We start from the raw sequence: 21,101 nt of genomic DNA, 5'->3' as shown, positions 1-21,101 counted from the left end.
AAAGGTTGATGTCTCGACCGGCCCGCGGGCGATGTTTCAGCGGCCGGGGACGCCGAGGCTGGAGTCATGTTCGTCGCATGGAGAGATCTTCGGTTCGCCAAGGGCCGGTTCGCGCTCATGGGCACGGTCGTGGTGCTGATCACGCTGCTCGTGGGCCTGCTGTCCGGACTCACCGCCGGGCTGGCCCGGGAGAACACCTCGGCCGTCACGGGGCTGAACGCCGACCACATCGCGTTCGCCGCCCCGCCCGACGGTCAGTCGGTGTCCTTCACCGATTCGACCGTCCGGGACACCGCCTGGCACGTCTGGGGCAAGGAGCCCGGGATCACCTCGGCGCAGCCCCTCGGCATCCGCACGCTGAACGCCTCCGCGGTGGCGGGGGAGCGGACCGCGGCAGTCTCGGCGTTCGGCGTGGAGCCGGGGAGCGGCCTGGCACCGTCGGGCGCCCCGGTCGGCCCGGGCGAGGTCGTGCTCTCCGAGCAGGCCGCCGAGGACCTGGCGGCCGGCGCCCGCGACCGGTTGCGGCTCGGCGGCGAGGAGGTCACCGTCGCGGCGGTCGCCGGCGACGCCTCGTACAGCCATACGCCCGTCGTGTGGACGGCGCTCGCCGACTGGCAGCGGTTCGGGGCGGAGGGTGGCGGTACGGAGCACGCCACGGTGATCGCGCTCACCACCACCGACGGCGCCGATCTCGCGGCCGGCGACCGGGCGGCGGGCACCAGCACGCTCACGCTCGACGCCTCGCTCACCGCGATCGGCTCCTACCAGGCCGAGAACGGCTCCCTCCAGCTGATGCGCGGCTTCCTCTTCGCCATCTCCGCCCTGGTCATCGGCGCCTTCTTCACCGTCTGGACGATCCAGCGCAGCGGTGATGTCGCCGTCCTCAAGGCACTGGGCGCCTCCACGCCGTATCTGCTGCGGGACGCACTCGGACAGGCCGTGGTGATGCTCGCGATCGGTACGGGAGTGGGCACCGCGCTCGCCTCCGGCATCGGCGCGCTGGTCAGCGGCGGGGCCGTGCCCTTCGTTCTGGAGGCGTCCACCGTCCTGTTCCCGGCCGCCGTCATGATCGCCCTCGGCGCGGCCGGGGCGGCCCTGTCCATCCGGCGGATCACCGCCGTCGACCCGCTCACCGCACTGGGGAGTGCCCGATGACCACCCTCACCCTCACCGATGTCACGCTCACCTACCCGGACGGCGACGGCCGGCTCACCGCGCTGGACCGCGTCGCACTCGACGTGCCCGCGGGGACGCTCACCGCCGTCGTCGGCCCCTCGGGCTCCGGCAAGTCGAGCCTGCTCGCCGTGGCGGCCACGCTGGTCACTCCGGACGAGGGCGCCGTCGTCGTCGCCGGTACGGACACGGCCGGGCTCGGCCGCGCGGACAAGGCGGCGCTGCGCCGCGAGCGGATCGGCATCGTCTTCCAGCAGCCGAATCTGCTGCCGTCGCTGACCGCCGCCGAACAGCTCCAGGTCATGACCCGCCTGTCGGGCGGCGCGGCGCGGACCGCGCGGGCCCGCGCCCTGGAGCTCCTGGACGCGGTCGGTCTCGCGGACAAGGCGGACCGCCGGCCCCATCAGCTCTCGGGGGGCCAACGCCAGCGGATCAACATCGCACGGGCCCTGATGAACGACCCGGCGGTCCTGCTCGTCGACGAACCGACCAGCGCCCTGGACCACGAACGTGGGGCGGCGGTGCTCGATCTCCTCGTCTCGCTGACCCGGCAGCGGTCCACGGCAACCGTCATGGTCACGCACGACCGGACCCATCTGGACCGGATGGATCTGACGGTCACGATGCAGGACGGCAGATTGACCGCCCCGGCACTGGCCTGACCGCTCCGGCACTGGCCTGAGCGCCCTGGGGGCGGATACGCCGAAGGGGCGGCCGGAGCCGAGGGCCCCGGCCGCCCCTTCTCCCGCGTCTCAGCCGACCGACCCGCTGCTGGCCAGCGCCTCGGACAGCTCCTTCGCGGCCTGCTGGAGGATCGGCACGATCCGTTCGGTGGCCGCCTCGGTCACCCGGCCCGCCGGACCGGAGATCGAAATCGCCGCGGAGGTGGGGGAGTTGGGGACCGAGACCGCCAGGCAGCGGACCCCTATCTCCTGCTCGTTGTCGTCCACCGCGTAACCCACTCTGCGGACCTGCTCCAGGGCGTCCAGGAAGCCGTCCGCAGTGGTGATCGTCTTCTCGGTGGCGGCCGGCATTCCGGTGCGCGCGAGCAGGGCCCGTACCTCGTCCGCCGGGGTGTGGGCCAGCAGTGCCTTGCCGACGCCGGTGGAGTGCGGCAGCACGCGGCGGCCGACCTCGGTGAACATGCGCATCGAGTGCTTGGAGGGCACCTGCGCCACGTACACGATCTCGTCGCCGTCGAGGAGCGCCATGTTGGCCGTCTCGCCGGTCTCCTCGACCAGCCGGGCCAGATACGGGCGGGCCCAGGTGCCGAGCAGGCGCGCGGCGGATTCGCCGAGCCGGATCAGGCGCGGGCCCAGCGCGTAGCGCCGGTTGGGCTGCTGGCGTACATAGCCGCACACCACGAGCGTGCGCATCAGCCGGTGGATGGTGGGCAGCGGAAGACCGCTGCTCGCGGAGAGCTCGCTCAGGCCGACCTCGCCCCCCGCATCGGCCATCCGCTCCAGCAGATCGAAGGCGCGCTCAAGGGACTGCACACCGCCGCTGGAACCGGCGGGCTTGGAGTCGGAAGTGCTGGCGTGGGACGGCGGCACGTCAACGGTCCTTTCGAAGCGGAAGGGCAAGGCAGCAGCCTACCGGCCACTTCCTGATCGGCCCACTGTCGCAGGGGCGCCGTCCTGACCGGTCAGGGCTCGTTTGTCCGGGTCTCCGGGGGCGGTCGGGCGGTCCGTACGGTGCCGCCTGGGTCCATTCTACATTCCGTAATCCGAAATAAGCCTTTTACTTTGTGGAAACCTACAGCCGGGGGCGCGGCTGGTCGGCTGGGCGGCCCGAGCGGAGGATGAGGTCTTGACGGGTCGCACTCCCGAGTGAAGACTCCTTCAACAGTTCGTTGAATTCATGAGTGGGGAGCACGGGTGTCCGCTAGGGACGTGAAGCTGGTACTGCGCTCGACGCGCGTCGTCACCCCGGAGGGCACACGGCCCGCCGCGGTCCACGTCGCCGGCGGGACGATCGACGCCGTCCTGCCGTACGACGCCGAGGTGCCGGAGGGGGCCCGGCTCGAGGACTTCGGCGACGACGTCCTGCTGCCCGGGCTCGTGGACACGCACGTCCATGTGAACGACCCCGGCCGCACCGAGTGGGAGGGCTTCTACACGGCGACCCGCGCCGCCGCGGCAGGCGGGATCACCACGCTGCTCGACATGCCGCTCAACTCCCTCCCGCCGACCACCACCGTCGAGCACCTGCGCGTCAAGCAGCAGGTGGCGGCCCCCAAGGTGCACGTCGACACCGGTTTCTGGGGCGGCGCCATCCCCTCGAACGTCAAGGATCTGCGCCCGCTGTACGAGGCCGGGGTCTTTGGCTTCAAGTGCTTCCTCTCGCCCTCCGGAGTCGAGGAGTTCCCCGAACTCGACCAGGAGCAGCTGGCCCGCTCGATGGCCGAGATCGCGGGCTTCGGCGGCCTCCTGATCGTGCACGCCGAGGACCCGCACCACCTGGCGGCAGCCCCGCAGCACGGCGGCCCCGCCTACGCCGACTTCCTCGCCTCCCGGCCGCGCGACGCCGAGAACACCGCGATCGAAGGGCTCATCGCCCACGCCAAGCGGCTCAACGCCCGGGTGCACGTCCTGCACCTCTCCTCCAGCGACGCCCTGCCGCTGATCGCCGCCGCCAAGCGCGAGGGCGTCCGGGTCACCGTCGAGTCCTGCCCGCACTTCCTCACCCTCACCGCCGAGGAAGTCCCCGACGGGGCCACCGAGTTCAAGTGCTGCCCGCCCATCCGCGAGGCCGCCAACCAGGACGCGCTGTGGCAGGGTCTCGCCGACGGCACCATCGACTGCATCGTCTCCGACCACTCGCCCTGCACCACCGACCTCAAGACGCCGGACTTCGCCTCCGCCTGGGGCGGCATCTCCTCCCTCCAGCTCGGACTCCCCGCCATCTGGACCGAGGCCCGCAGGCGCGGCCACGGTCTGGACGACGTCGCCCGCTGGATGTCGGCCGCCCCCGCCGAACTCGCCGGACTGCACCACAAGGGTGCGATCGCGCCCGGGCGCGACGCCGACTTCGCGGTCCTCGCGCCCGACGCGACCTTCACCGTCGACCCGGCCGAACTCTTCCACCGCAACCAGGTCACCGCCTACGCCGGCCGGACCCTGCACGGCGTCGTGCGGTCGACCTGGCTGCGCGGCGTGCGCATCGCCGCCGAAGGCATCCTCGCCGAGCCCACCGGCCGCCTCCAGACAAGGAACAACTGACCATGACGGCGACACCGCACTTCACCGGCGACGCGAACCCGTACGGCGGCGGCGACCCGTACGCCGACTACCGCACCGCCGACTTCCCCTTCACCCACCTCGTCGACCTCGCCGACCGGCGGCTCGGCGCGGGCGTGATCGCCGCCAACGACGAGTTCTTCGCGGAGCGCGAGAACCTCCTGAAGCCGGAGCCCGCCCACTTCGACCCCGAGCACTTCGGGCACAAGGGCAAGATCATGGACGGCTGGGAGACCCGCCGCCGCCGTGGCGTGAGCGCCGCACAGCCCCACCCGGCGGACGAGGACCACGACTGGGCGCTGGTCCGCCTCGGCGCACCCGGCATCGTGCGCGGGATCGTCGTCGACACCGCCCACTTCCGCGGCAACTACCCGCAGGCGGTCTCCGTCGAAGCCGTCTCCCTGCCCGGATCGCCGTCCCCCGAGGACCTCTGCGCGCCCGACGTGAAGTGGACCACCCTCGTGCCCCGTACGGCAGTCGGCGGCCACGCCGCCAACGGGTTCACCGTCGACGCGGCGCAGCGCTTCACCCACCTGCGGGTCGGCCAGCACCCCGACGGGGGCATAGCCCGGCTCCGGGTGTACGGCGAAGTGGCCCCGGACCCCGCCTGGCTGACGGCGCTCGGCACCTTCGACCTGGTCGCTCTGGAGAACGGCGGCCGCGTCGAGGACGCGTCCGACCGCTTCTACTCCCCGGCGACGAACACCATCCAGCCCGGCCGCTCCCACAAGATGGACGACGGCTGGGAGACCCGGCGCCGGCGCGACCGGGGCAACGACTGGATCCACTACCACCTGGTCGAGGAGGCGGAGATCCGCGCCGTCGAGATCGACACCGCGTATCTGAAGGGCAACTCGGCGGGCTGGGCGAGTCTTTCGGCCCGTGGCGCGGGGAGCGGCGACTGGGCCGAGATGCTGCCCAGGACCCGGCTGCAACCCGACACCAACCACCGCTTCGTCCTGCCGGAGGCCGTACGGGCCGCCGAGGTCCGCATCGACATCTACCCGGACGGCGGCATCTCGCGGCTGCGCCTCTTCGGCTCGCTGACCGGCGAGGGCGCCGCGCGGCTGGCTGCCCGCCACGTCGAGCTGGGCGGCTGAGCCGCACCCTGCCGGAGACTGTCCGTATTCGGGCGATACCGTAGGGATACGGGGACTGTCCGGGTTCCCGCATCCCCCCGCAGGAGTCGCCATGATCTTCATCGCCGTCAGGTTCACCGTGCGCACCGCCGAGCGCGACAACTGGCTGCCCGCCGTCGAGGACTTCACCCTCGCCACCCGGCAGGAGCCCGGCAACGTGTTCTTCGACTGGTCGTACAGCGTCGAGAACCCGGACCAGTTCGTCCTGCTGGAGGCGTTCGCGTCGCCCGAGGCCGGTGCGGCCCACGTACAGTCGGCGCACTTCGCCGCGGCGATGGAGACGATGGCGGACCTGGTGGCGGAGGTGCCCGAGATCATCAACGTCGAGGTGCCGGGCGAGGGCTGGTCCCGCATGGCGGAACTGCAGCCGCGCTCGTAAGGCGCGAGGGGCGGCTTGCCGCTCGCTCAGAACTCCTCGTGCACCTCGGGATCCCCGCCGAACCGCTCCTGCGGACCGGCCGAGATGCGGGCCAGCTCGTCCCGCGTCAGCTCGAAGCCGAACACGTCGAGGTTCTCGCGCTGCCGCCCCGGATCGGCCGACTTCGGGATCGGGACGGCGCCCAACTGGGTGTGCCAGCGCAGCACGGCCTGGCCCGGCGTCACCCCGTGGGCCCGGGCGACGGCGGCCAGGTCCGGGTCGTCCAGCAGATCGCGGCCACGCCCCAGCGGGCTCCAGCTCTCCGTGAGGATGCCCTTCGCGGCGTGCACGGCCCGCAGATCCTCCTGCGGCAGCCGCGGGTGCATCTCGATCTGGTTGACGGCCGGCAGCACCCCCGTCTCCTCCTCGAGGCGCGTCAGATGCTCCGCCGTGAAGTTGGAGACCCCGATCGACCGCACGAGCCCGTCCTCGCGCAGCCGGATCAGCGCCCGCCAGGTGTCCACGTACAGACCGACGCGGGGCAGCGGCCAGTGGATGAGATAGAGGTCCACGTAGTCCAGGCCGAGGTTGCGGCGGGATTCCTCGAACGACGCCAGGGTCTTGTCGTATCCGTGGTGCCGGCCCGGCACCTTGGTGGTGACGAAGACGTCCTCGCGCGGTACGCCGCTGCGGGCGATGCCGCGCCCCGTGCCGGTCTCGTTGCCGTAGTTCAGCGCTGTGTCGACGAGCCGGTAGCCGAGGCCGAGCGCCCCGGCCACCGCTTCCCCGGCCGCGTCGTCGTCCAGTGGCCAGGTGCCGAGTCCGACCGCGGGGATCGCGCGGCCGTCGTTGAGGGTGTGCGCCGGGGTGGCGGGCATGGTCGTCCCTTCTCGCTGGATCGTTGCCCGCCACCCTAAGACCGACCGGCACGTGGGGGGCGGCGTCGCGGGGCCGGGTACGCCCATCTGCGGCGTTGTCGTCAATGCGGCGCACCCGGCCGATGCCCCCGTCAGGCCGCGTGGCCGCCGTCCACGACCAGCTCCGCACCGGTGACGTACGCCGCCTCGTCACTGGCCAAGTACGCGATCAGCGCGGCCACTTCGCCCGTCGTCCCGAACCGGTCCAGCGCGTTCGCCGCCCGCTGCCCGGCGGCGTACGGGCCGTCGGCCGGGTTCATGTCGGTGTCGACCGCACCGGGCTGGACCAGGTTGACCGTGATGCCGCGCGGGCCGAGCTCGCGGGCGAGCGGCTTGGTCAGTCCGGACAGCGCCGACTTGCTCATCGCGTAGAGCGTGGCGCCGGGCCCTCCCGCGTACCGGCTCAGGGCCGTACCGACCGAGATGATCCGGCCGCCCTGCTCCAGGACGCCGGCCGCCGCCCGGCAGGCGAGGAACACCGCCCGCACGTTGACGGCGAGCACCCGGTCGACATCGGCGTCCGTGAGATCGCCGATCGGGCCGAGGACGCCGATGCCCGCGTTGTTGACCAGGATGTCGAGCCGGCCGAAGGTCTCCGCCGCCCGGTGGACCGCCGCGGGGAGGGCCCCGGGGTCGGCCGAGTCCGCGCGCAGGGCGATCGCGCGGCGGCCGCCCGCCTCGATCTTCCGTACGACCTCCTGCGCGGCCTCCTCGTCCCGCACGTAGGTCAGGGCCACATCGGCGCCGTCCTGGGCGAGCCGCAGGGCGGTCGCGGCGCCGATGCCGCGGCTGCCGCCGGTGACGAGCGCGGTGCGGTTCGTGCTGCTGGTGCTGCTGTTCATGAGGGGATCCTGTCCGTCGCCGTTCGTGCTGACAGGTCCCAGATAAGTTCTTCGGCGCGCGGGACACCGGCGGGAAACGGACGCCCACTCCGCTACGGTGGTGGCGCCGGGAGCAGCACGTCGTCCGTACGTTGTCCCCGACCCGCCCGCCCGGTAGCGTGACCGTTCCGCGTGCGAGCCAGTGAGGTCTCCGCATCACCCCTGTGGAGAACCAGGAGATCCCGGTGTCCTCTGTCGCCGTGCCCGCCCTCGCCCCGCCGCGCCGGGCCTGGCTGACCGATCTGCCCGTCCTGCTCGTCGCGGTGGTGTGGGGATCCAGCTATCTGGCCGCCAAGGGCATCACCACGACGCAGACCGTCATCGCCGTCCTCGTGCTGCGGTTCGCCGTCGTGCTGCCCGTCCTGGTGATCGCCGGATGGTCCCGGCTGCGGACGCTGACCGCCGCCCAGTGGCGGGGCGCGGGGCTGCTGGGACTCGTACTCAGCGGGATCTTCCTGGTGGAGACGTACGGCATCGTGCACACCTCGGCGACCAACGCCGGGCTCATCATCAGCCTCACCATGATCTTCACTCCGCTCGCCGAGGCCGCCGTGACCCGGACCCGGCCGACCGGTGCGTTTCTCTCCGCCGCCGGGCTCTCCGTCGCGGGCGTCGTGCTCCTCACCCAGGGCGGCGGATTCACCAGCCCCTCGGCGGGCGATCTCCTGATGCTGGCCGCCGCACTCGCCCGTACCCTCCACGTGCTCCTGATGGCGCGCATCAAGTCCGTGCAGTCGGCGGACTCGCTCTCGCTCACGACGGTTCAGCTCGGCAGCTCCGTCGCCGTCTTCGCCCTGCTGGCCGCCGCCCCCGGGACCGGGCAGTCGCCGTGGACGGTCGCCGCCGGGTTCGGCGCGCGGGAGTGGGGCGGGCTGCTGTTCCTCTCGGTCTTCTGCACGCTCTTCGCGTTCTTCGTGCAGATGTGGTCCGTACGCCGCACCTCGCCGTCCCGGGTCAGCCTGCTGCTCGGTACGGAACCGCTGTGGGCCGCCGCTGCCGGCATCGCGATCGGAGGCGAACGCCTGGGCGTCCTCGGAGTCGCGGGCGCGGTGCTGGTGCTGGCCGGAACGGCATGGGGCCGGCGCAGCGCGGACCCCGTCACTCCTTGACGCCGGTCACTTCCCGACCTCTCCCTGCCCTGCCTCCTTTCCCTCCTTGACCGAGTCCGAGGCGATCATGACCGCGATCCCCGCCACCACAAGCACGATGTTGGCGAACAACGCGTAGTCACGGATGAACGGCAGCCGCCGCACCACGCCGAGAAACCGGAACCAGTCGAACCACTCGTGGAGCAGTCCGGCGGTCCCCTGGACGAAGAGCAGGAAGCCGACCGTCTCGCAGAGTTTCTTCATGGCAGTGAGCCTGGCGGGCCGCGCTCGGATGCCGCGTCGGCCGGTGGTCTGCCCGGCCGGTCCGAAAGTCTCCGCTTCCGCGACTTTGGTCGCTTCGCCGCCCGGAACGCCCGGAAGCCCCGCCCCGGCTGCGTAGCTTTGTCGATATGACGCGCACCGAATACCCGTGGCTGCTGCCCTCGGCGATGGCCGACCCCGAGCTGCCGGGCGACCGGGGCGGCCGGCAGCGCCGCACCGTGCGGGACTGGGCCGTCGACATCACGGCGTTCCTCTGCGCGGCGGGCATCGGGATGGCGGTCCTCGCCGCGATCGACGCGGACCGGACCACCCCCGACGCCTTCGTCTTCATCGACTCGCTCGTCGGGGGCGCGGCCTGCTGCGCGCTGTGGGTGAGGCGGCGGTGGCCGGTCGGCCTCGCCGTGGTCCTCATCCTCCTGTCCATGGTGGAGCCGGTCGCGGCCGGAGCCCTGCTGGTGGCGCTGTTCAGCGTCGCGGTCCACCGGCCGTTCCGCCCCGTCGCCCTGGTCGGCGCGGGGGCCCTGATCTCCGCCCCCGTACAGCCGTATCTGCGCCCGGACCCGTCCACCTCGTTCCTCGCGTCCACCGTCATCGGGGTGCTGCTGGTCCTGCTCGTGCTGAGCTGGGGCATGGTCGTACGGTCCCGGCGCCAGCTCGTCGTCACGCTGCGCGAGCGCGCCCGGCGGGCCGAGACCGAGGCGGGTCTGCGGGCCGAGCAGGCGCAGCGGCTGGCCCGCGAGGACATCGCCCGCGAGATGCACGACGTCCTCGCTCACCGGCTGACCCTGCTCAGTGTCCACGCCGGAGCCCTCGAATTCCGCCCCGACGCACCCCCGGCCGAGGTCGCCCGCGCCGCCGGGGTCATCCGGGAGAGCGCGCACGAGGCGCTCCAGGACCTCCGCGAGATCATCGGCGTCCTGCGGAGCCCCCGCGACGGCGACGGCAACCGCCCGCAGCCCACCCTCGCCACCCTCGACGCACTCGTCGCCGAATCCCGGTCGGCCGGCATGAAAGTCACCCTCGACAACGCGATCGACGACCCGGCCGCCGCCCCCGCCGCCGTCGGCCGCACCGTCTACCGCATCGCCCAGGAGGGCCTGACCAACGCCCGCAAGCACGCGCCGGGCGCCGAGGTCACCGTCACGGTCACCGGCGGACCCGGCCGGGGGATCACCGTCGAGGTGCGCAACCCGGCCCCCGGCGAACCCTTCGAGCGGGTACCCGGATCCGGCCAGGGCCTCATCGGCCTGACCGAGCGGGCCACCCTCGCCGGGGGCCGCCTCGACCACGGACCGGAACCGGCCGGCGGGTTCGGTGTACGGGCCTGGCTACCGTGGTCCGCATGACGACCCCCGCCACCTCCCCGCCCCGCCCCGTCCGGCTGCTGATCGTCGACGACGACCCGCTCGTCCGGGCCGGGCTCACCCTCATGCTCGGGGGTGCCGACGACATCGAGATCGTGGGGGAGGCGGCGGACGGCAGCGAGGCGGTCGAACTCGTCGACCGGCTGCGGCCGGACGTCGTCCTGATGGACATCCGGATGCCCGTCATGGACGGGCTGGCCGCCACCGAGGCGCTCCGCGGCCGCCCGGACGCACCCGAGATCGTCGTCCTGACGACGTTCCACGCCGACGAGCAGGTGCTCCGTGCCATCCGTGCCGGGGCCGCCGGCTTCGTCCTCAAGGACACCCCGCCCGCGCAGATCGTCGACTCCGTGCGCCGCGTGGCCGCCGGCGACCCCGTCCTGTCGCCCGCCGTCACCCGTCAGCTGATGGCCCGCGCCACGGGCTCGGGCCAGGAGGAGCGCGCCGGCCGGGCCGAACGGGCGCGGCAGCGGATCGCGTTGCTGGCCGACCGCGAGCGCGAGGTGGCGGTCGCCGTCGGACACGGCCGCTCCAACGCGGAGATCGCCGCCGCCCTCTATCTGAGCGTGGCCACGGTGAAGACCCAGGTGTCACGGATTCTCGCCAAGTTCGGCTTCAACAACCGCGTCCAGATCGCGCTGCTGGTCCACGACGCGGGTCTCCTCGACGAGGAGGGCGACACGGGCCTGTCCTGAACCCGTCGTCCCCGCCGGAGGGCTCCGCTTAGTCTGACCGGACCGACCGGGAGGGTGGGCCCATGTCCGATGTCGACGCGGATCTGCGCGGAGCAGCCGGCTTCACCGCGCATCCGTACCCGTACTACGCCAAGCTGCGCGCCGAGGGTCCGGTGCACACCGTCCGTACCGACGAATTCGACCGGGTCTGGCTCGTCGTCGGCTACGACGAGGCACGCACCGTCCTCGCCGACCAGCGATTCGGCAAGGACTGGCGGACGCTTCCCGGCCAGACGGGCGTCGGTGACCCGATCAACGCCAACATGCTGGAGATGGACGCACCGGACCACACCCGCCTGCGCAAGCTGGTGTCCCGGGAGTTCACCCCGCGCCGGATCGAGGCGCTGCGCCCCCGCGTCCAGCAGATCACCGACGGACTGCTCGACACGATGCTGCCCGCCGGGCGGGCGGACCTTCTCGACGTGCTCGCCTTCCCTTTGCCGATGACCGTCATCTGCGAACTCATCGGCGTGCCCGACCTGGACCGGGCGGCCTTCCGCGTGATGTCCAACGCCGTGGTCTCCCCGGCCGGCGCGCAGGAGGAGGGCGACGCGGTCCGGGAGATGGGCACCTACCTCGCCGAACTGATCGAGGACAAACGCTGTTCGCCCGGCGAGGACCTGCTGAGCGCGCTGATCGCCGCGCGGTACGACGACGAGGACACGCTGTCGCCCGACGAACTGGTGGGCATGGCCTTCCTGTTGCTCGTCGCCGGTCACGAGACGACGGTGAACCTGATCTCCAACGGTGTACGGGCGCTGCTGACCCACCCGCATGAACTGGCGGCCCTGCGCGCCGACTTCGGGCTGCTCGACGGGGCCGTGGAGGAGATGCTCCGCTACGAGGGACCGGTGGAGACCGCCACCTTCCGGTTCGCCCGGGAGAGCGTCACCATCGGCTCGCGGACCATCGCGGCAGGCGACCCGGTCCTCGTCTCCCTGGCCGGCGCCGACCGCGATCCCGGACGGTATCCCGGTCCCGACCGCTTCGACATCCGCCGCGAGGCGCAGGGGCACCTCGCCTTCGGCCACGGGATCCACTTCTGCCTGGGCGCCCCGCTGGCCCGGATGGAGGGCCGCATCGCGATCCGTACACTGCTGGAACGCTGCCCGGAGCTCGTACTCGACCCGGACGCCGGGGAGCCGGACTGGCTGCCGGGCATGCTGATCCGCGGGGTGCGCCGGCTCCCCGTGCGCTGGTGACACGGAAGGGACCCGCCATGACCGGACTCGACCTGCGGATGGCGCAGAAGGTGCTGGACAGCCAGCCGTTCAGCGCCCTCGTGGGCGCGCGGATCACCGCCTTCGGCGAGGGTGCGGCCACGCTGGAGATCGACAGCCGCGAGGAACTGAGGCAGCAGAACGGATTCCTGCACGGCGGGGTGCTCGCCTACGCCGCCGACAACGCCCTCACCTTCGCCGCCGGAACGACGCTCGGCCCGGCCGTGCTGACGGGCGGCTTCTCTATCCAGTACCTCCGCCCCGCCACCGGCACCACGCTCGTCGCGCGCGCGGAGGTCGTGCACACCGGCCGCCGGCAGGCCGTGGCGCGCTGCGATCTGTCCGTCGTGGGCCAGGACGGAGCCGAGACGCTCTGCGCCGTCGCCCAGGGAACCGTGCTGAGCGCCACCTCGTCCTGAAGGAGTCCCGTATGACGACCGAAGCGATATTCGACCTCGGGGCGCTCGGCGAGCGGTTCACCCGCGATCCGTTCCCCGTGTACGCCGACTTACGCGCCCGGGGCCCCGTGCACCGGGTCCGCATCCCGGAGGGCACCGACGCCTGGCTCGTCGTCGGGTACGAGGAGGGCAGGGCGGCCCTCGCGGATCAGCGGTTCTCCAAGTCATGGCGCAATGCCTCGCCCGCCCTCGGCGTCAGCCAGATCTCCGCCGGGACCTCCATGCTCAGCTCGGACGCACCGGCGCACACCCGGTTGCGCAAACTCGTGACCCGGGAGTTCACCGCCCGCCGGATGCAGCAACTCGTGCCGCGCGTCCAGCAGATGACGGATGAACTGCTCGACACCATGCTGGCGCGGCCGGACCGCAGGACCGACCTCGTCGAGTCCCTCTCCTTCCCGCTGCCCATGTCCGTCATCTGTGAACTGCTCGGAGTGCCGTTCCTGGACCGCCGGGCCTTTCGCGACTGGTCCAACACCGTGGTGTCCTCCATCGACGGTGAGGCGCGGCGCGTCGCGACCGCCGAGATGTCCGGCTATCTCGCCGGACTGCTCGACGACAAGCGCAAACAGCCCGGCGACGACCTGATGAGCGCGCTCATCCACACCGCCGACGAGGACGGCGACCGGCTCTCCGCCGGTGAACTGATGGGAATGGCCTGGCTGCTGCTCGTCGCCGGTCACGAGACCACGGTCAACCTGATCACCGGCGGCGTGCTGGCCCTGCTGACGCACCCTGAGCAACTGGCTGCCCTGCGCGCGGACTCCGGTCTCGTCGACAACGCCGTGGAGGAGATGCTCCGCTACGCGGGCCCGGTCGAGACGCCCACATACCGGTTCACCACCGAAGCGGTCGACATCGGCGGCACGGTGATCCCGGGCGGCGGCGAGCTCGTCCTGGTCGCGATGTCCGACGCCAACCGCGACCCGGACCGCTACCCGGACGCGGACCGTTTCGACATCACCCGGGACGCCCGCGGGCACCTGGCCTTCGGTCACGGCATCCACTACTGCCTGGGTGCGCCGCTGGCCCGCATCGAGGCGGCGGTGGCCGTGAGATCGTTGCTGGAGCGCTGCCCGGAGCTGGCGCTGGACGGGGACCCGGCCGGGCTGTGCTGGCGTACGGGCATGCTGATCCGGGGGCCGGAGGGGCTGCCGGTCAGGTGGTGAGCCGGCGGTGGAGCGCCCGGGGTTCACGGGACCGGAGTCAGGCCGACGGGATCTCCGTCAGTTCCACCGGGCGCCCTTCCCGCCGCGAGACCTCGCACGCCTCCGCGATCCGCAGCGCGCGCAGGGCCTCCCGGCCGTCGCACGGATTGGCCGCCTCGCCGCGCACCAGGCGGACGAACGCGTCCAGTTCGGCCTCGTACGCGGGGGCGAAACGCTCCAGGAACCCGGGCCAGGGCCTGTCCGGGGCGCCGGGGCCGTCCGGTTCGGCGGAGGTCAGCGGGGTGCGGTCGTCGAGCCCGGCCGTGATCTGGCCGAGCTCGCCCGCGAGCTCCATCCGCACGTCGTACCCGGCGCCGTTGCAGCGGGTCGACGTAGCGGTGACCAGGGTGCCGTCGTCGAGCGTCAGCAATGCCGCCGCCGTGTCCACGTCCCCGGCCGCGCGGAACATCGGGTCCCCGGCGTCCGACCCGGTGGCGTACACCCGCGCCACCTCACGGCCCGTCACCCAGCGCACCATGTCGAAGTCGTGGATCAGGCAGTCCCGGAACAGCCCGCCGGAGAGCGGCAGATACGCGGCGGGCGGCGGCGCCGGATCGGAGGTCACCGTGCGCACGGTGTGCAGCCGGCCGAGCGCCCCCGCGCGCACCGCGGCGCGCGCCGCCGCGTATCCGGCGTCGAACCGGCGCATGAAGCCGAGCTGGAGGACGCTGTGCGCGCGCTCCGCCTCCCGCAGCGCGCCCAGGGTTCCCGCCAGATCCAGTGCGACGGGCTTCTCGCAGAAGGCGGGCAGCCCGGCGCGGGCGGCCCGGCCGATCAGCTCGGCGTGGGAGGAGGTGGCGGACGCGATCACCACGGCGTCCACCCCGGCGTCGAACACCTCCGCCGCCGTGGCCACCGCGCGCGCCCCGGTCCGGCCGGCGACCGCGGCCGCGCGGGCCGGGTCGGCGTCCGCCACCACCAGCGCCCGGACCGCGGGATGGCGGGCGAGGACGCCCGCGTGGAAGGAGCCGATCCGGCCGGTGCCGAGGAGTCCGATGCGCATGGTCCCAACGTGCCGTCCACCCGTAACGGTGTCAATCGAATGTCCTGACAAACTGGGGCTGGTATTCACCGGATCGGCAGGTACGGGGGATGGCGCTGTCCGGACAACAGGACGATCGGACTACCGGCGATGCGGACGCGGGGGTTACGCTTCCGGCGTGCCGAAATCCGCCGCCGACGCCACGGCCCTCGACCTGAACGTGGACCGCTCCAGCCCTGTCCCGCTGTACTACCAGCTCGCCCAGCAGCTGGAGGCGGCGATCGCGGACGGCAGGCTCGCCGCCGGCGGACTCCTCGGCAACGAGATCGAGCTCGCGGCCCGGCTGGGCCTGTCCCGGCCCACCGTCCGCCAGGCCATCCAGTCACTCGTCGACAAGGGCCTGCTGGTCCGACGCCGCGGCGTCGGCACCCAGGTCCTGCACACCAAGGTCAGGCGTCCCCTCGAACTCAGCAGCCTGTACGAGGACCTGGAGACGGCGGGCCGGCGCCCCTCGACCCTCGTCCTGACCAACGCCCTGCGGCCCGCGACGGCTGCCGTCGCCGAGGCGCTGGGCGTCCCGGAGGGCGCCGAGGTGCAGTACATCGAGCGGCTGCGGGAGGCGGACGGCGAGCCCCTCGCCCTCCTGCGCAACCACCTGCCCGCCGGACTCGTCGACCTCTCCGGCGACCGGGCGGCCTCCACAGGCCTCTACCGGATGTTGCGCGGTGCGGGAATCACCCTGCACAGCGCCCGCCAGACCGTCGGCGCCCGCCTCGCCACCGCCGAGGAGGCCGTCCCGCTCGGGGAGAGCGAGGGCGCCGCCCTGCTCACGATGGAGCGCCTCACCTTCGACGAGACCGGCCGGGCGGTCGAATTCGGCTCCCACCTCTACCGCGCCTCGCGCTACGCCTTCGATTTCCAGCTCCTCGTACGGTGACACGGGCTCCAGGCTCTCGTACGGTGTCACAGGCTTCCCGGCTACCCGTACGGTGACGACGGCCGCACCCGGCCGCCCCGGCGCCGTACACGTCCCTGTCCGGCACACGCGCCGCGCCCCTGCCGGGCGGGCGCGATCCGGGCTCGGGGATACTTGCCCAGCCGGGCCGGGACCGTATGGCCCCGGCTCCACCAGCAGCACAGCGAGCAGCACAAGAAGGGCACGGCGTCGTGGCAAGGGTTCGGACAGGGGTACGTGCGATGGGCGCGGTGCTTGCGGCGGTGCTGGGGGTGTCCCTCATGGGATGCAGCAGCACCGGCGGCAAGCGGGCGGAGGAGCGTGCGGCCGAGGCCGCGGCCGAGGGCCGGTCCGCGGTGAACACGCCCCGCTGGACCTTCGCCATGGTCACCCACTCGGGCGACGGCGACACCTTCTGGGACATCGTCCAGAAGGGCGCCAAGATGGCGGCCGACAAGGACAACATCAACTTCCTGTACTCGCACAACGACGAGGGGCAGCAGCAGGCCCAGCTCGTCCAGGCGGCGATCGACAAGAAGGTCGACGGGCTGATCGTCTCGCTCGCCAAGCCCGACGCCATGAAGGCCGTCGTCGCCAAGGCGGTCAAGGCCGGCATCCCGGTGATCACGGTGAACTCGGGCTCCGCCGAGTCCAAGAGCTACGGCGCGCTCACCCACATCGGCCAGGACGAGTCGATCGCGGGCGAGGCCGTCGGCGACGAGCTCAACGCGCGCGGCCGCAAGAAGGCCCTGTGCATCCTGCACGAGCAGGGCAACGTCGGCCATGAGCAGCGCTGCGCCGGGGCGAAGAAGACCTTCGACGGCCAGATGCAGAACCTGTACGTCGAAGGCACCAACATGCCGGACGTCCAGGCGTCCATCGAGGCGAAGCTCCAGGCGGACAAGGACATCGACGCGGTCGTCACCCTCGGGGCGCCGTTCGCGGACGCCGCAGTCAAGGCGAAGGAGACCGCGGGCAGCAAGGCCGAGATCGACACCTTCGACCTGAACGCCAAGGTCGCCGCCGGGCTCCAGGACAAGAGCCTCGGCTTCGCCGTCGACCAGCAGCCCTACCTCCAGGGGTACGAGGCCGTCGACCTGCTCTGGCTCTACCGCTACAACCGCAACGTCCTCGGCGGCGGCCTGCCGGTCCTGACCGGTCCGCAGGTCATCACCTCCGACGACGCCGCGCAGCTCGCCGAGTACGCGACCCGGGGAACCCGATGACGGCGGGGCCCGGTACATCCTCGGCCGTGGTGGACGAGCGACTGCTGCGCACCTCGCCGCTGCGGAGGCTCCTCGGCCGCCCCGAGCTGGGCTCGGTCGTCGGCGCCCTGGCGGTCTTCCTGTTCTTCGCGGTCGTCGCCGACAGCTTCCTGCGCGCCACCAGCTTCGGCACGGTGCTGTACGCGGCCTCCACCATCGGGATCATGGCGGCGCCGGTGGCGCTGCTGATGATCGGCGGGGAGTTCGACCTCTCCGCCGGCGTGATGGTCACCAGCTCCGCGCTGATCTCGTCGATGTTCAGCTACCAGATGACGGCCAACGTCTGGGTCGGCGTCTTCGTGTCCCTGCTGGTCACGCTCGCCATCGGCGCGTTCAACGGCTTCATGCTCACCCGCACCAAACTGCCGAGCTTCATCATCACGCTCGGCACGTTCCTGATGCTGACCGGTCTCAATCTGGGCTTCACGAAGCTGATCAGCGGGACCGTCTCGACGAAGACCATCGGCAACATGGAGGGCTTCGACTCGGCCCGCGCACTGTTCGCCTCGCACTGGACGGTCGGCGGCGTCGAGCTGAAGGTGACCATCCTGTGGTGGGCCGTCCTCGTCGCGGTCGCCACCTGGATCCTGCTCCGCACCCGCTTCGGCAACTGGATCTTCGCCGTCGGCGGCGGGGCCGACGCGGCCCGCGCGGTCGGCGTCCCCGTGATCCGGACCAAGATCGGTCTCTATCTCGGGGTGGCGTTCGCGGCCTGGGTCTCCGGACAGCACCTGCTGTTCAGCTACGACGTGGTGCAGTCCGGCGAGGGTGTCGGCAACGAGCTGATCTACATCATCGCGGCCGTCATCGGCGGCTGCCTGATCACCGGCGGGTACGGCTCCGCGATCGGCTCGGCGGTCGGCGCCTTCATCTTCGGCATGACCAGCAAGGGCATCGTGTACGCGGAGTGGAACCCCGACTGGTTCAAGTTCTTCCTCGGAGCGATGCTGCTCCTGGCCACCCTGCTCAACGCATGGGTACGCAAGCGCGCGGAGGCGACGAAGTGACGGCTCCCCAGGAATCGAGCGGGCCGGCGCACACCGGCCGGCAGGCGCTGATCGTGCTGGACCACGTCAGCAAGTACTACGGCAACATCAAGGCGCTCCAGGACGTCTCGCTGGAGGTCCACGCGGGGGAGATCTCCTGCGTCCTCGGCGACAACGGCGCCGGCAAGTCCACCCTGATCAAGATCATCGCCGGGCTGCACCGGCACGACGGGGGGAGCTTCCTCGTCGACGGCGAGGAGACCACCCTCGCCAACCCGCGCGACGCCCTGGACCGGGGCATCGCCACGGTGTACCAGGACCTCGCCGTCGTCCCGCTGATGCCGGTCTGGCGCAACTTCTTCCTCGGCTCCGAGCCGACGACCGGTGCCGGGCCCTTCAAGCGGCTCGACGTCGCTCTGATGCGCGAGACGACCCGCTCCGCGCTGCTGCGGATGGGCATCGACCTGCGCGACGTCGACCAGCCCATCGGCACCCTGTCCGGCGGCGAGCGCCAGTGCGTCGCCATCGCCCGGGCCGTCCACTTCGGCGCCAAGGTCCTCGTCCTGGACGAGCCGACCGCGGCGCTCGGCGTGAAGCAGTCCGGGGTGGTGCTCAAGTACGTCGCCGCCGCCCGTGACGCGGGACTCGGCGTGGTCCTCATCACGCACAACCCGCACCACGCCTACCTCGTCGGTGACCGCTTCGTGCTGCTCAAGCGGGGTGCCATGGCGGGCAGCCACACCAAGGCCGACGTGACGCTGGACGAGCTGACGCGCCAGATGGCGGGCGGCAGCGAGCTGGAGGAGCTCAGCCACGAGCTGGAGCGGACCCCCGGTCCGGACCCGCTGGGCGGCCGCCGGGACGAGGACGGCCCCACCGGGTGACCGCGCCCGCAGCCGTTCCCGTCCGCCCCGCGCGCCCGGTCACCGGGACCGCGGGGCGGACCGCGGCAGGCCCGTTGCGGCACGCGCTCCGTCCGGCAATGGCAGAATCGTCACCGGTGGGCACCGTCCGCCGCCGGAAGCGCTTCCAACCGGCCCCCCAGACCCCTCAGGGACGATGAGCACGTACCGCGACTTCACCCACCGCGGCTCCGCCCGCGCCACCGTCCTGCGGACCGTCGGCACCAGGGAGCGGCGCTCGCACCTCACCGCGCCGCGGGTGCCCACGGTCGGCATCGACATCGGGGGGACGAAGGTGATGGCCGGCGTCGTCGACGCCGACGGCAACATCCTGGAGACCCTGCGCACCGAGACGCCCGACAAGTCCAAGAGCCCCAAGGTCGTCGAGGACACCATCGTCGAGCTGGTGCTGGACCTCTCGGACCGCCACGACGTCCACGCGGTGGGCATCGGGGCGGCGGGCTGGGTCGACGCGGACCGCTCCAAGGTGCTGTTCGCCCCGCACCTGGCCTGGCGCGACGAGCCCCTGCGCGACGCCCTCGCCTCCCGGCTCGTCGTCCCGGTCATGGTGGACAACGACGCCAACACCGCCGCCTGGGCCGAATGGCGCTTCGGCGCCGGCCGCGGCGAGGACCACCTCGTCATGATCACCCTCGGCACCGGCATCGGCGGCGCGATCCTGGAGGACGGTCAGGTCAAGCGCGGCAAGTACGGCGTCGCCGGTGAGTTCGGCCACATGCAGGTGGTGCCCGGCGGCCACCGCTGCCCCTGCGGCAACCGCGGCTGCTGGGAGCAGTACAGCTCCGGTAACGCACTCGTCCGGGAGGCCAGGGAACTGGCCGCCGCCGACTCCCCGGTCGCCCACGGAATCATCGAGCGGGTCAAGGGCAACGTCTCCGACATCACCGGGCCCCTCATCACCGAACTGGCCCGCGAGGGCGATGCGATGTGCATCGAGCTCCTCCAGGACATCGGCCAGTGGCTCGGCGTAGGCATCGCCAATCTCGCCGCCGCGCTCGACCCCTCCTGCTTCGTCATCGGAGGCGGTGTCAGCGCCGCCGACGACCTGCTGATCGGACCGGCCAGGGACGCCTTCAAACGGCAGCTCACCGGCCGCGGCTACCGCCCCGAGGCCCGCATCGCGAAGGCGCAGCTCGGCCCCGAGGCAGGTATGGTCGGCGCGGCCGACCTCGCCCGGCTGGTGGCCCGCCGCTTCCGGCGTGCCAACCGCCGGCGCGTGGAGCGGTACGAGCGGTACGCCCAGATCTACGACCAGGCCGCCAGCACCATCCGTAACACCCGCAACACCCGCACTTCCTAGGGACCCCACGCCCATGACCACAGCCGAGCACCCCGTCGTGCCGCGCCAGGCCCCGCCGCCCGGCGAGGGCCCGACGCCCGAGGAGCGGCGCCGGACGATCCGCCGGCGCCTGATCACGGCGACCATCATCGTGCTGCTCATCGGTGTCCCGGCCGGCTATCTGCTGATCTCGGCGGGCCAGAGCCGCCGCTCCGGCCAGGACAAGGCCGCCGAGGCGGCAGCGCAGGGACTCCGTGAGGGCTGGCCGTCCCGGATGCTCCGCCGGATCTTCGAGGTGCCGATCCCCGGGGACGCCGAAGAGGTCCAGTACTACGAGACCAACAACTGGAAGGCCAGCCGGATGTACGTGCAGTTCCGCACGACGTCCAACGGCCTCGACCGGTTCCTGACCCAGGTGGGCACGGGCCGGGCCGCCCTGGAGACCGGCGAGGTCACCGTCGGCGAGCGCGACACGAAGATCGCGGACTGGCACTTCGGCGACGGCGTCTCCTGGGCGGGCACCACCCACACCAACGAGGACCCGCGCCCCACGCAGGACATCACGGTCGACATGACAGACCCGATGTCCCCTGTGGTGTACGTCGTCTCCGCGTCGACTCCCTGACCGGCTAGCCGGGACGCGTGTGCCG

22 protein-coding genes are annotated in these 21,101 nt (G+C 72.1%); 17 read left to right on the top strand and 5 right to left on the bottom strand.

Annotation, left to right across the window (positions count from 1 at the left end):
- The first annotated feature begins 66 nt into the window (after nt 1–66).
- A complete protein-coding gene (locus tag ABTX18_RS26695; RefSeq protein WP_352125292.1) occupies nt 67–1,155 on the top strand; it encodes an ABC transporter permease in 1,089 nt (362 codons plus the stop codon).
- Nucleotides 1,152–1,835, top strand: coding sequence for an ABC transporter ATP-binding protein (locus ABTX18_RS26690; protein WP_352125291.1), 684 nt, complete (start codon nt 1,152–1,154; stop codon nt 1,833–1,835). The genes ABTX18_RS26695 and ABTX18_RS26690 overlap by 4 nt, the downstream gene beginning before the upstream one ends.
- A gap of 90 nt (nt 1,836–1,925) precedes the next feature.
- Here the strand turns inward: ABTX18_RS26690 and ABTX18_RS26685 are convergent, their stop codons facing one another.
- The gene (locus ABTX18_RS26685; RefSeq protein WP_352125290.1) at nt 1,926–2,726 is read right to left on the bottom strand and encodes an IclR family transcriptional regulator; all 801 of its coding nucleotides are present in this window, start codon (nt 2,724–2,726) and stop codon (nt 1,926–1,928) included.
- Between the two features lie 324 nt (nt 2,727–3,050).
- On the opposite strand from ABTX18_RS26685, the gene allB reads away from it, so the two are divergent.
- The 3 genes from allB to ABTX18_RS26670 all read left to right on the top strand — a co-directional run bounded on the left by allB (nt 3,051) and on the right by ABTX18_RS26670 (nt 5,930).
- On the top strand, nt 3,051–4,394 hold the full coding sequence (allB, locus tag ABTX18_RS26680) for an allantoinase AllB (protein ID WP_352125289.1): 1,344 nt from the start codon (nt 3,051–3,053) through the stop codon (nt 4,392–4,394).
- 2 nt (nt 4,395–4,396) lie between these two features.
- On the top strand, nt 4,397–5,512 hold the full coding sequence (gene alc, locus ABTX18_RS26675) for an allantoicase (protein ID WP_352125288.1): 1,116 nt from the start codon (nt 4,397–4,399) through the stop codon (nt 5,510–5,512).
- 91 nt (nt 5,513–5,603) lie between these two features.
- Entirely contained in the window at nt 5,604–5,930 is a 327-nt protein-coding gene (locus ABTX18_RS26670) for a putative quinol monooxygenase (RefSeq protein WP_352125287.1), read from the top strand.
- 26 nt (nt 5,931–5,956) lie between these two features.
- Here ABTX18_RS26670 and ABTX18_RS26665 read toward each other — a convergent pair whose 3' ends face one another.
- Together ABTX18_RS26665 and ABTX18_RS26660 are read right to left on the bottom strand one after the other, a co-directional pair.
- Nucleotides 5,957–6,787, bottom strand: a complete 831-nt coding sequence (locus ABTX18_RS26665) for an aldo/keto reductase (RefSeq protein ID WP_352125286.1) — start codon at nt 6,785–6,787, stop codon at nt 5,957–5,959.
- 131 nt (nt 6,788–6,918) lie between these two features.
- Nucleotides 6,919–7,668 carry an SDR family NAD(P)-dependent oxidoreductase gene (locus ABTX18_RS26660; protein ID WP_352125285.1) on the bottom strand — a complete coding sequence of 250 codons (750 nt, stop codon included), beginning with the start codon at nt 7,666–7,668 and terminating at the stop codon, nt 6,919–6,921.
- Nucleotides 7,669–7,892: 224 nt separating this feature from the next.
- On the opposite strand from ABTX18_RS26660, the gene ABTX18_RS26655 reads away from it, so the two are divergent.
- Nucleotides 7,893–8,816 (top strand): DMT family transporter, encoded by a 924-nt coding sequence (locus ABTX18_RS26655; RefSeq protein WP_352125284.1) that lies wholly within the window; start codon nt 7,893–7,895, stop codon nt 8,814–8,816.
- Nucleotides 8,817–8,822: 6 nt separating this feature from the next.
- Here ABTX18_RS26655 and ABTX18_RS26650 read toward each other — a convergent pair whose 3' ends face one another.
- On the bottom strand, nt 8,823–9,059 hold the full coding sequence (locus ABTX18_RS26650; protein ID WP_352125283.1) for a hypothetical protein: 237 nt from the start codon (nt 9,057–9,059) through the stop codon (nt 8,823–8,825).
- A gap of 146 nt (nt 9,060–9,205) precedes the next feature.
- Between ABTX18_RS26650 and ABTX18_RS26645 the strand changes: the two genes are divergently transcribed.
- The 5 genes from ABTX18_RS26645 to ABTX18_RS26625 all read left to right on the top strand — a co-directional run bounded on the left by ABTX18_RS26645 (nt 9,206) and on the right by ABTX18_RS26625 (nt 14,022).
- On the top strand, nt 9,206–10,423 hold the full coding sequence (locus ABTX18_RS26645) for a sensor histidine kinase (RefSeq protein ID WP_352125282.1): 1,218 nt from the start codon (nt 9,206–9,208) through the stop codon (nt 10,421–10,423).
- A complete protein-coding gene (locus tag ABTX18_RS26640; RefSeq protein ID WP_352125281.1) occupies nt 10,420–11,136 on the top strand; it encodes a response regulator in 717 nt (238 codons plus the stop codon). Before ABTX18_RS26645 ends, ABTX18_RS26640 begins: the two co-directional genes overlap by 4 nt.
- Before the next feature lie 62 nt (nt 11,137–11,198).
- The gene (locus ABTX18_RS26635; RefSeq protein WP_352125280.1) at nt 11,199–12,377 is read left to right on the top strand and encodes a cytochrome P450 family protein; all 1,179 of its coding nucleotides are present in this window, start codon (nt 11,199–11,201) and stop codon (nt 12,375–12,377) included.
- Between the two features lie 17 nt (nt 12,378–12,394).
- Nucleotides 12,395–12,814, top strand: a complete 420-nt coding sequence (locus ABTX18_RS26630; protein WP_352125279.1) for a PaaI family thioesterase — start codon at nt 12,395–12,397, stop codon at nt 12,812–12,814.
- Between the two features lie 11 nt (nt 12,815–12,825).
- The gene (locus tag ABTX18_RS26625) at nt 12,826–14,022 is read left to right on the top strand and encodes a cytochrome P450 family protein (protein WP_352125278.1); all 1,197 of its coding nucleotides are present in this window, start codon (nt 12,826–12,828) and stop codon (nt 14,020–14,022) included.
- 37 nt (nt 14,023–14,059) lie between these two features.
- Here the strand turns inward: ABTX18_RS26625 and ABTX18_RS26620 are convergent, their stop codons facing one another.
- A complete protein-coding gene (locus ABTX18_RS26620) occupies nt 14,060–15,064 on the bottom strand; it encodes a Gfo/Idh/MocA family protein (RefSeq protein ID WP_352125277.1) in 1,005 nt (334 codons plus the stop codon).
- A gap of 157 nt (nt 15,065–15,221) precedes the next feature.
- Between ABTX18_RS26620 and ABTX18_RS26615 the strand changes: the two genes are divergently transcribed.
- From ABTX18_RS26615 to ABTX18_RS26590, 6 genes are all read left to right on the top strand, one after another.
- Entirely contained in the window at nt 15,222–15,980 is a 759-nt protein-coding gene (locus ABTX18_RS26615; RefSeq protein ID WP_352125276.1) for a GntR family transcriptional regulator, read from the top strand.
- Nucleotides 15,981–16,210: 230 nt separating this feature from the next.
- Nucleotides 16,211–17,224 carry a substrate-binding domain-containing protein gene (locus ABTX18_RS26610; RefSeq protein ID WP_503061213.1) on the top strand — a complete coding sequence of 338 codons (1,014 nt, stop codon included), beginning with the start codon at nt 16,211–16,213 and terminating at the stop codon, nt 17,222–17,224.
- Nucleotides 17,221–18,270 (top strand): ABC transporter permease, encoded by a 1,050-nt coding sequence (locus ABTX18_RS26605; protein WP_352125274.1) that lies wholly within the window; start codon nt 17,221–17,223, stop codon nt 18,268–18,270. The genes ABTX18_RS26610 and ABTX18_RS26605 overlap by 4 nt, the downstream gene beginning before the upstream one ends.
- Nucleotides 18,267–19,133: an ATP-binding cassette domain-containing protein gene (locus tag ABTX18_RS26600; RefSeq protein ID WP_352125273.1), complete on the top strand. Its 867-nt coding sequence runs from the start codon at nt 18,267–18,269 to the stop codon at nt 19,131–19,133. Before ABTX18_RS26605 ends, ABTX18_RS26600 begins: the two co-directional genes overlap by 4 nt.
- Nucleotides 19,134–19,308: 175 nt before the next feature.
- Nucleotides 19,309–20,472, top strand: coding sequence for an ROK family glucokinase (locus ABTX18_RS26595; protein WP_352125272.1), 1,164 nt, complete (start codon nt 19,309–19,311; stop codon nt 20,470–20,472).
- A 13-nt stretch (nt 20,473–20,485) separates the two neighbouring features.
- Complete coding sequence (locus tag ABTX18_RS26590) at nt 20,486–21,076, top strand: hypothetical protein (RefSeq protein WP_352125271.1); 591 nt, start codon at nt 20,486–20,488, stop codon at nt 21,074–21,076.
- Nucleotides 21,077–21,101 lie beyond the last annotated feature (25 nt).

The organism is Streptomyces sp. NPDC096323, assembly GCF_040302845.1.
Taxonomy (GTDB): Bacteria; Actinomycetota; Actinomycetes; order Streptomycetales; family Streptomycetaceae; genus Streptomyces.
The sequence above is the reverse complement of the archived record's forward strand: the minus strand, read 5'-3'. Positions and strand labels throughout refer to the sequence as shown.

Excerpts from the sequence above, each read along its gene's own strand:
- ABTX18_RS26695 (WP_352125292.1), top strand. The coding sequence starts at position 67 with ATGTTCGTCGCATGGAGAGATCTTCGGTTCGCCAAGGGCCGGTTCGCG.
- ABTX18_RS26690 (WP_352125291.1), top strand. The coding sequence starts at position 1,152 with ATGACCACCCTCACCCTCACCGATGTCACGCTCACCTACCCGGACGGC.
- alc (WP_352125288.1), top strand. The coding sequence starts at position 4,397 with ATGACGGCGACACCGCACTTCACCGGCGACGCGAACCCGTACGGCGGC.
- ABTX18_RS26670 (WP_352125287.1), top strand. The coding sequence starts at position 5,604 with ATGATCTTCATCGCCGTCAGGTTCACCGTGCGCACCGCCGAGCGCGAC.
- ABTX18_RS26665 (WP_352125286.1), bottom strand. The coding sequence starts at position 6,787 with ATGCCCGCCACCCCGGCGCACACCCTCAACGACGGCCGCGCGATCCCC.
- ABTX18_RS26660 (WP_352125285.1), bottom strand. The coding sequence starts at position 7,668 with ATGAACAGCAGCACCAGCAGCACGAACCGCACCGCGCTCGTCACCGGC.
- ABTX18_RS26650 (WP_352125283.1), bottom strand. The coding sequence starts at position 9,059 with ATGAAGAAACTCTGCGAGACGGTCGGCTTCCTGCTCTTCGTCCAGGGG.
- ABTX18_RS26645 (WP_352125282.1), top strand. The coding sequence starts at position 9,206 with ATGACGCGCACCGAATACCCGTGGCTGCTGCCCTCGGCGATGGCCGAC.
- ABTX18_RS26640 (WP_352125281.1), top strand. The coding sequence starts at position 10,420 with ATGACGACCCCCGCCACCTCCCCGCCCCGCCCCGTCCGGCTGCTGATC.
- ABTX18_RS26635 (WP_352125280.1), top strand. The coding sequence starts at position 11,199 with ATGTCCGATGTCGACGCGGATCTGCGCGGAGCAGCCGGCTTCACCGCG.
- ABTX18_RS26630 (WP_352125279.1), top strand. The coding sequence starts at position 12,395 with ATGACCGGACTCGACCTGCGGATGGCGCAGAAGGTGCTGGACAGCCAG.
- ABTX18_RS26625 (WP_352125278.1), top strand. The coding sequence starts at position 12,826 with ATGACGACCGAAGCGATATTCGACCTCGGGGCGCTCGGCGAGCGGTTC.
- ABTX18_RS26620 (WP_352125277.1), bottom strand. The coding sequence starts at position 15,064 with ATGCGCATCGGACTCCTCGGCACCGGCCGGATCGGCTCCTTCCACGCG.
- ABTX18_RS26605 (WP_352125274.1), top strand. The coding sequence starts at position 17,221 with ATGACGGCGGGGCCCGGTACATCCTCGGCCGTGGTGGACGAGCGACTG.
- ABTX18_RS26595 (WP_352125272.1), top strand. The coding sequence starts at position 19,309 with ATGAGCACGTACCGCGACTTCACCCACCGCGGCTCCGCCCGCGCCACC.
- ABTX18_RS26590 (WP_352125271.1), top strand. The coding sequence starts at position 20,486 with ATGACCACAGCCGAGCACCCCGTCGTGCCGCGCCAGGCCCCGCCGCCC.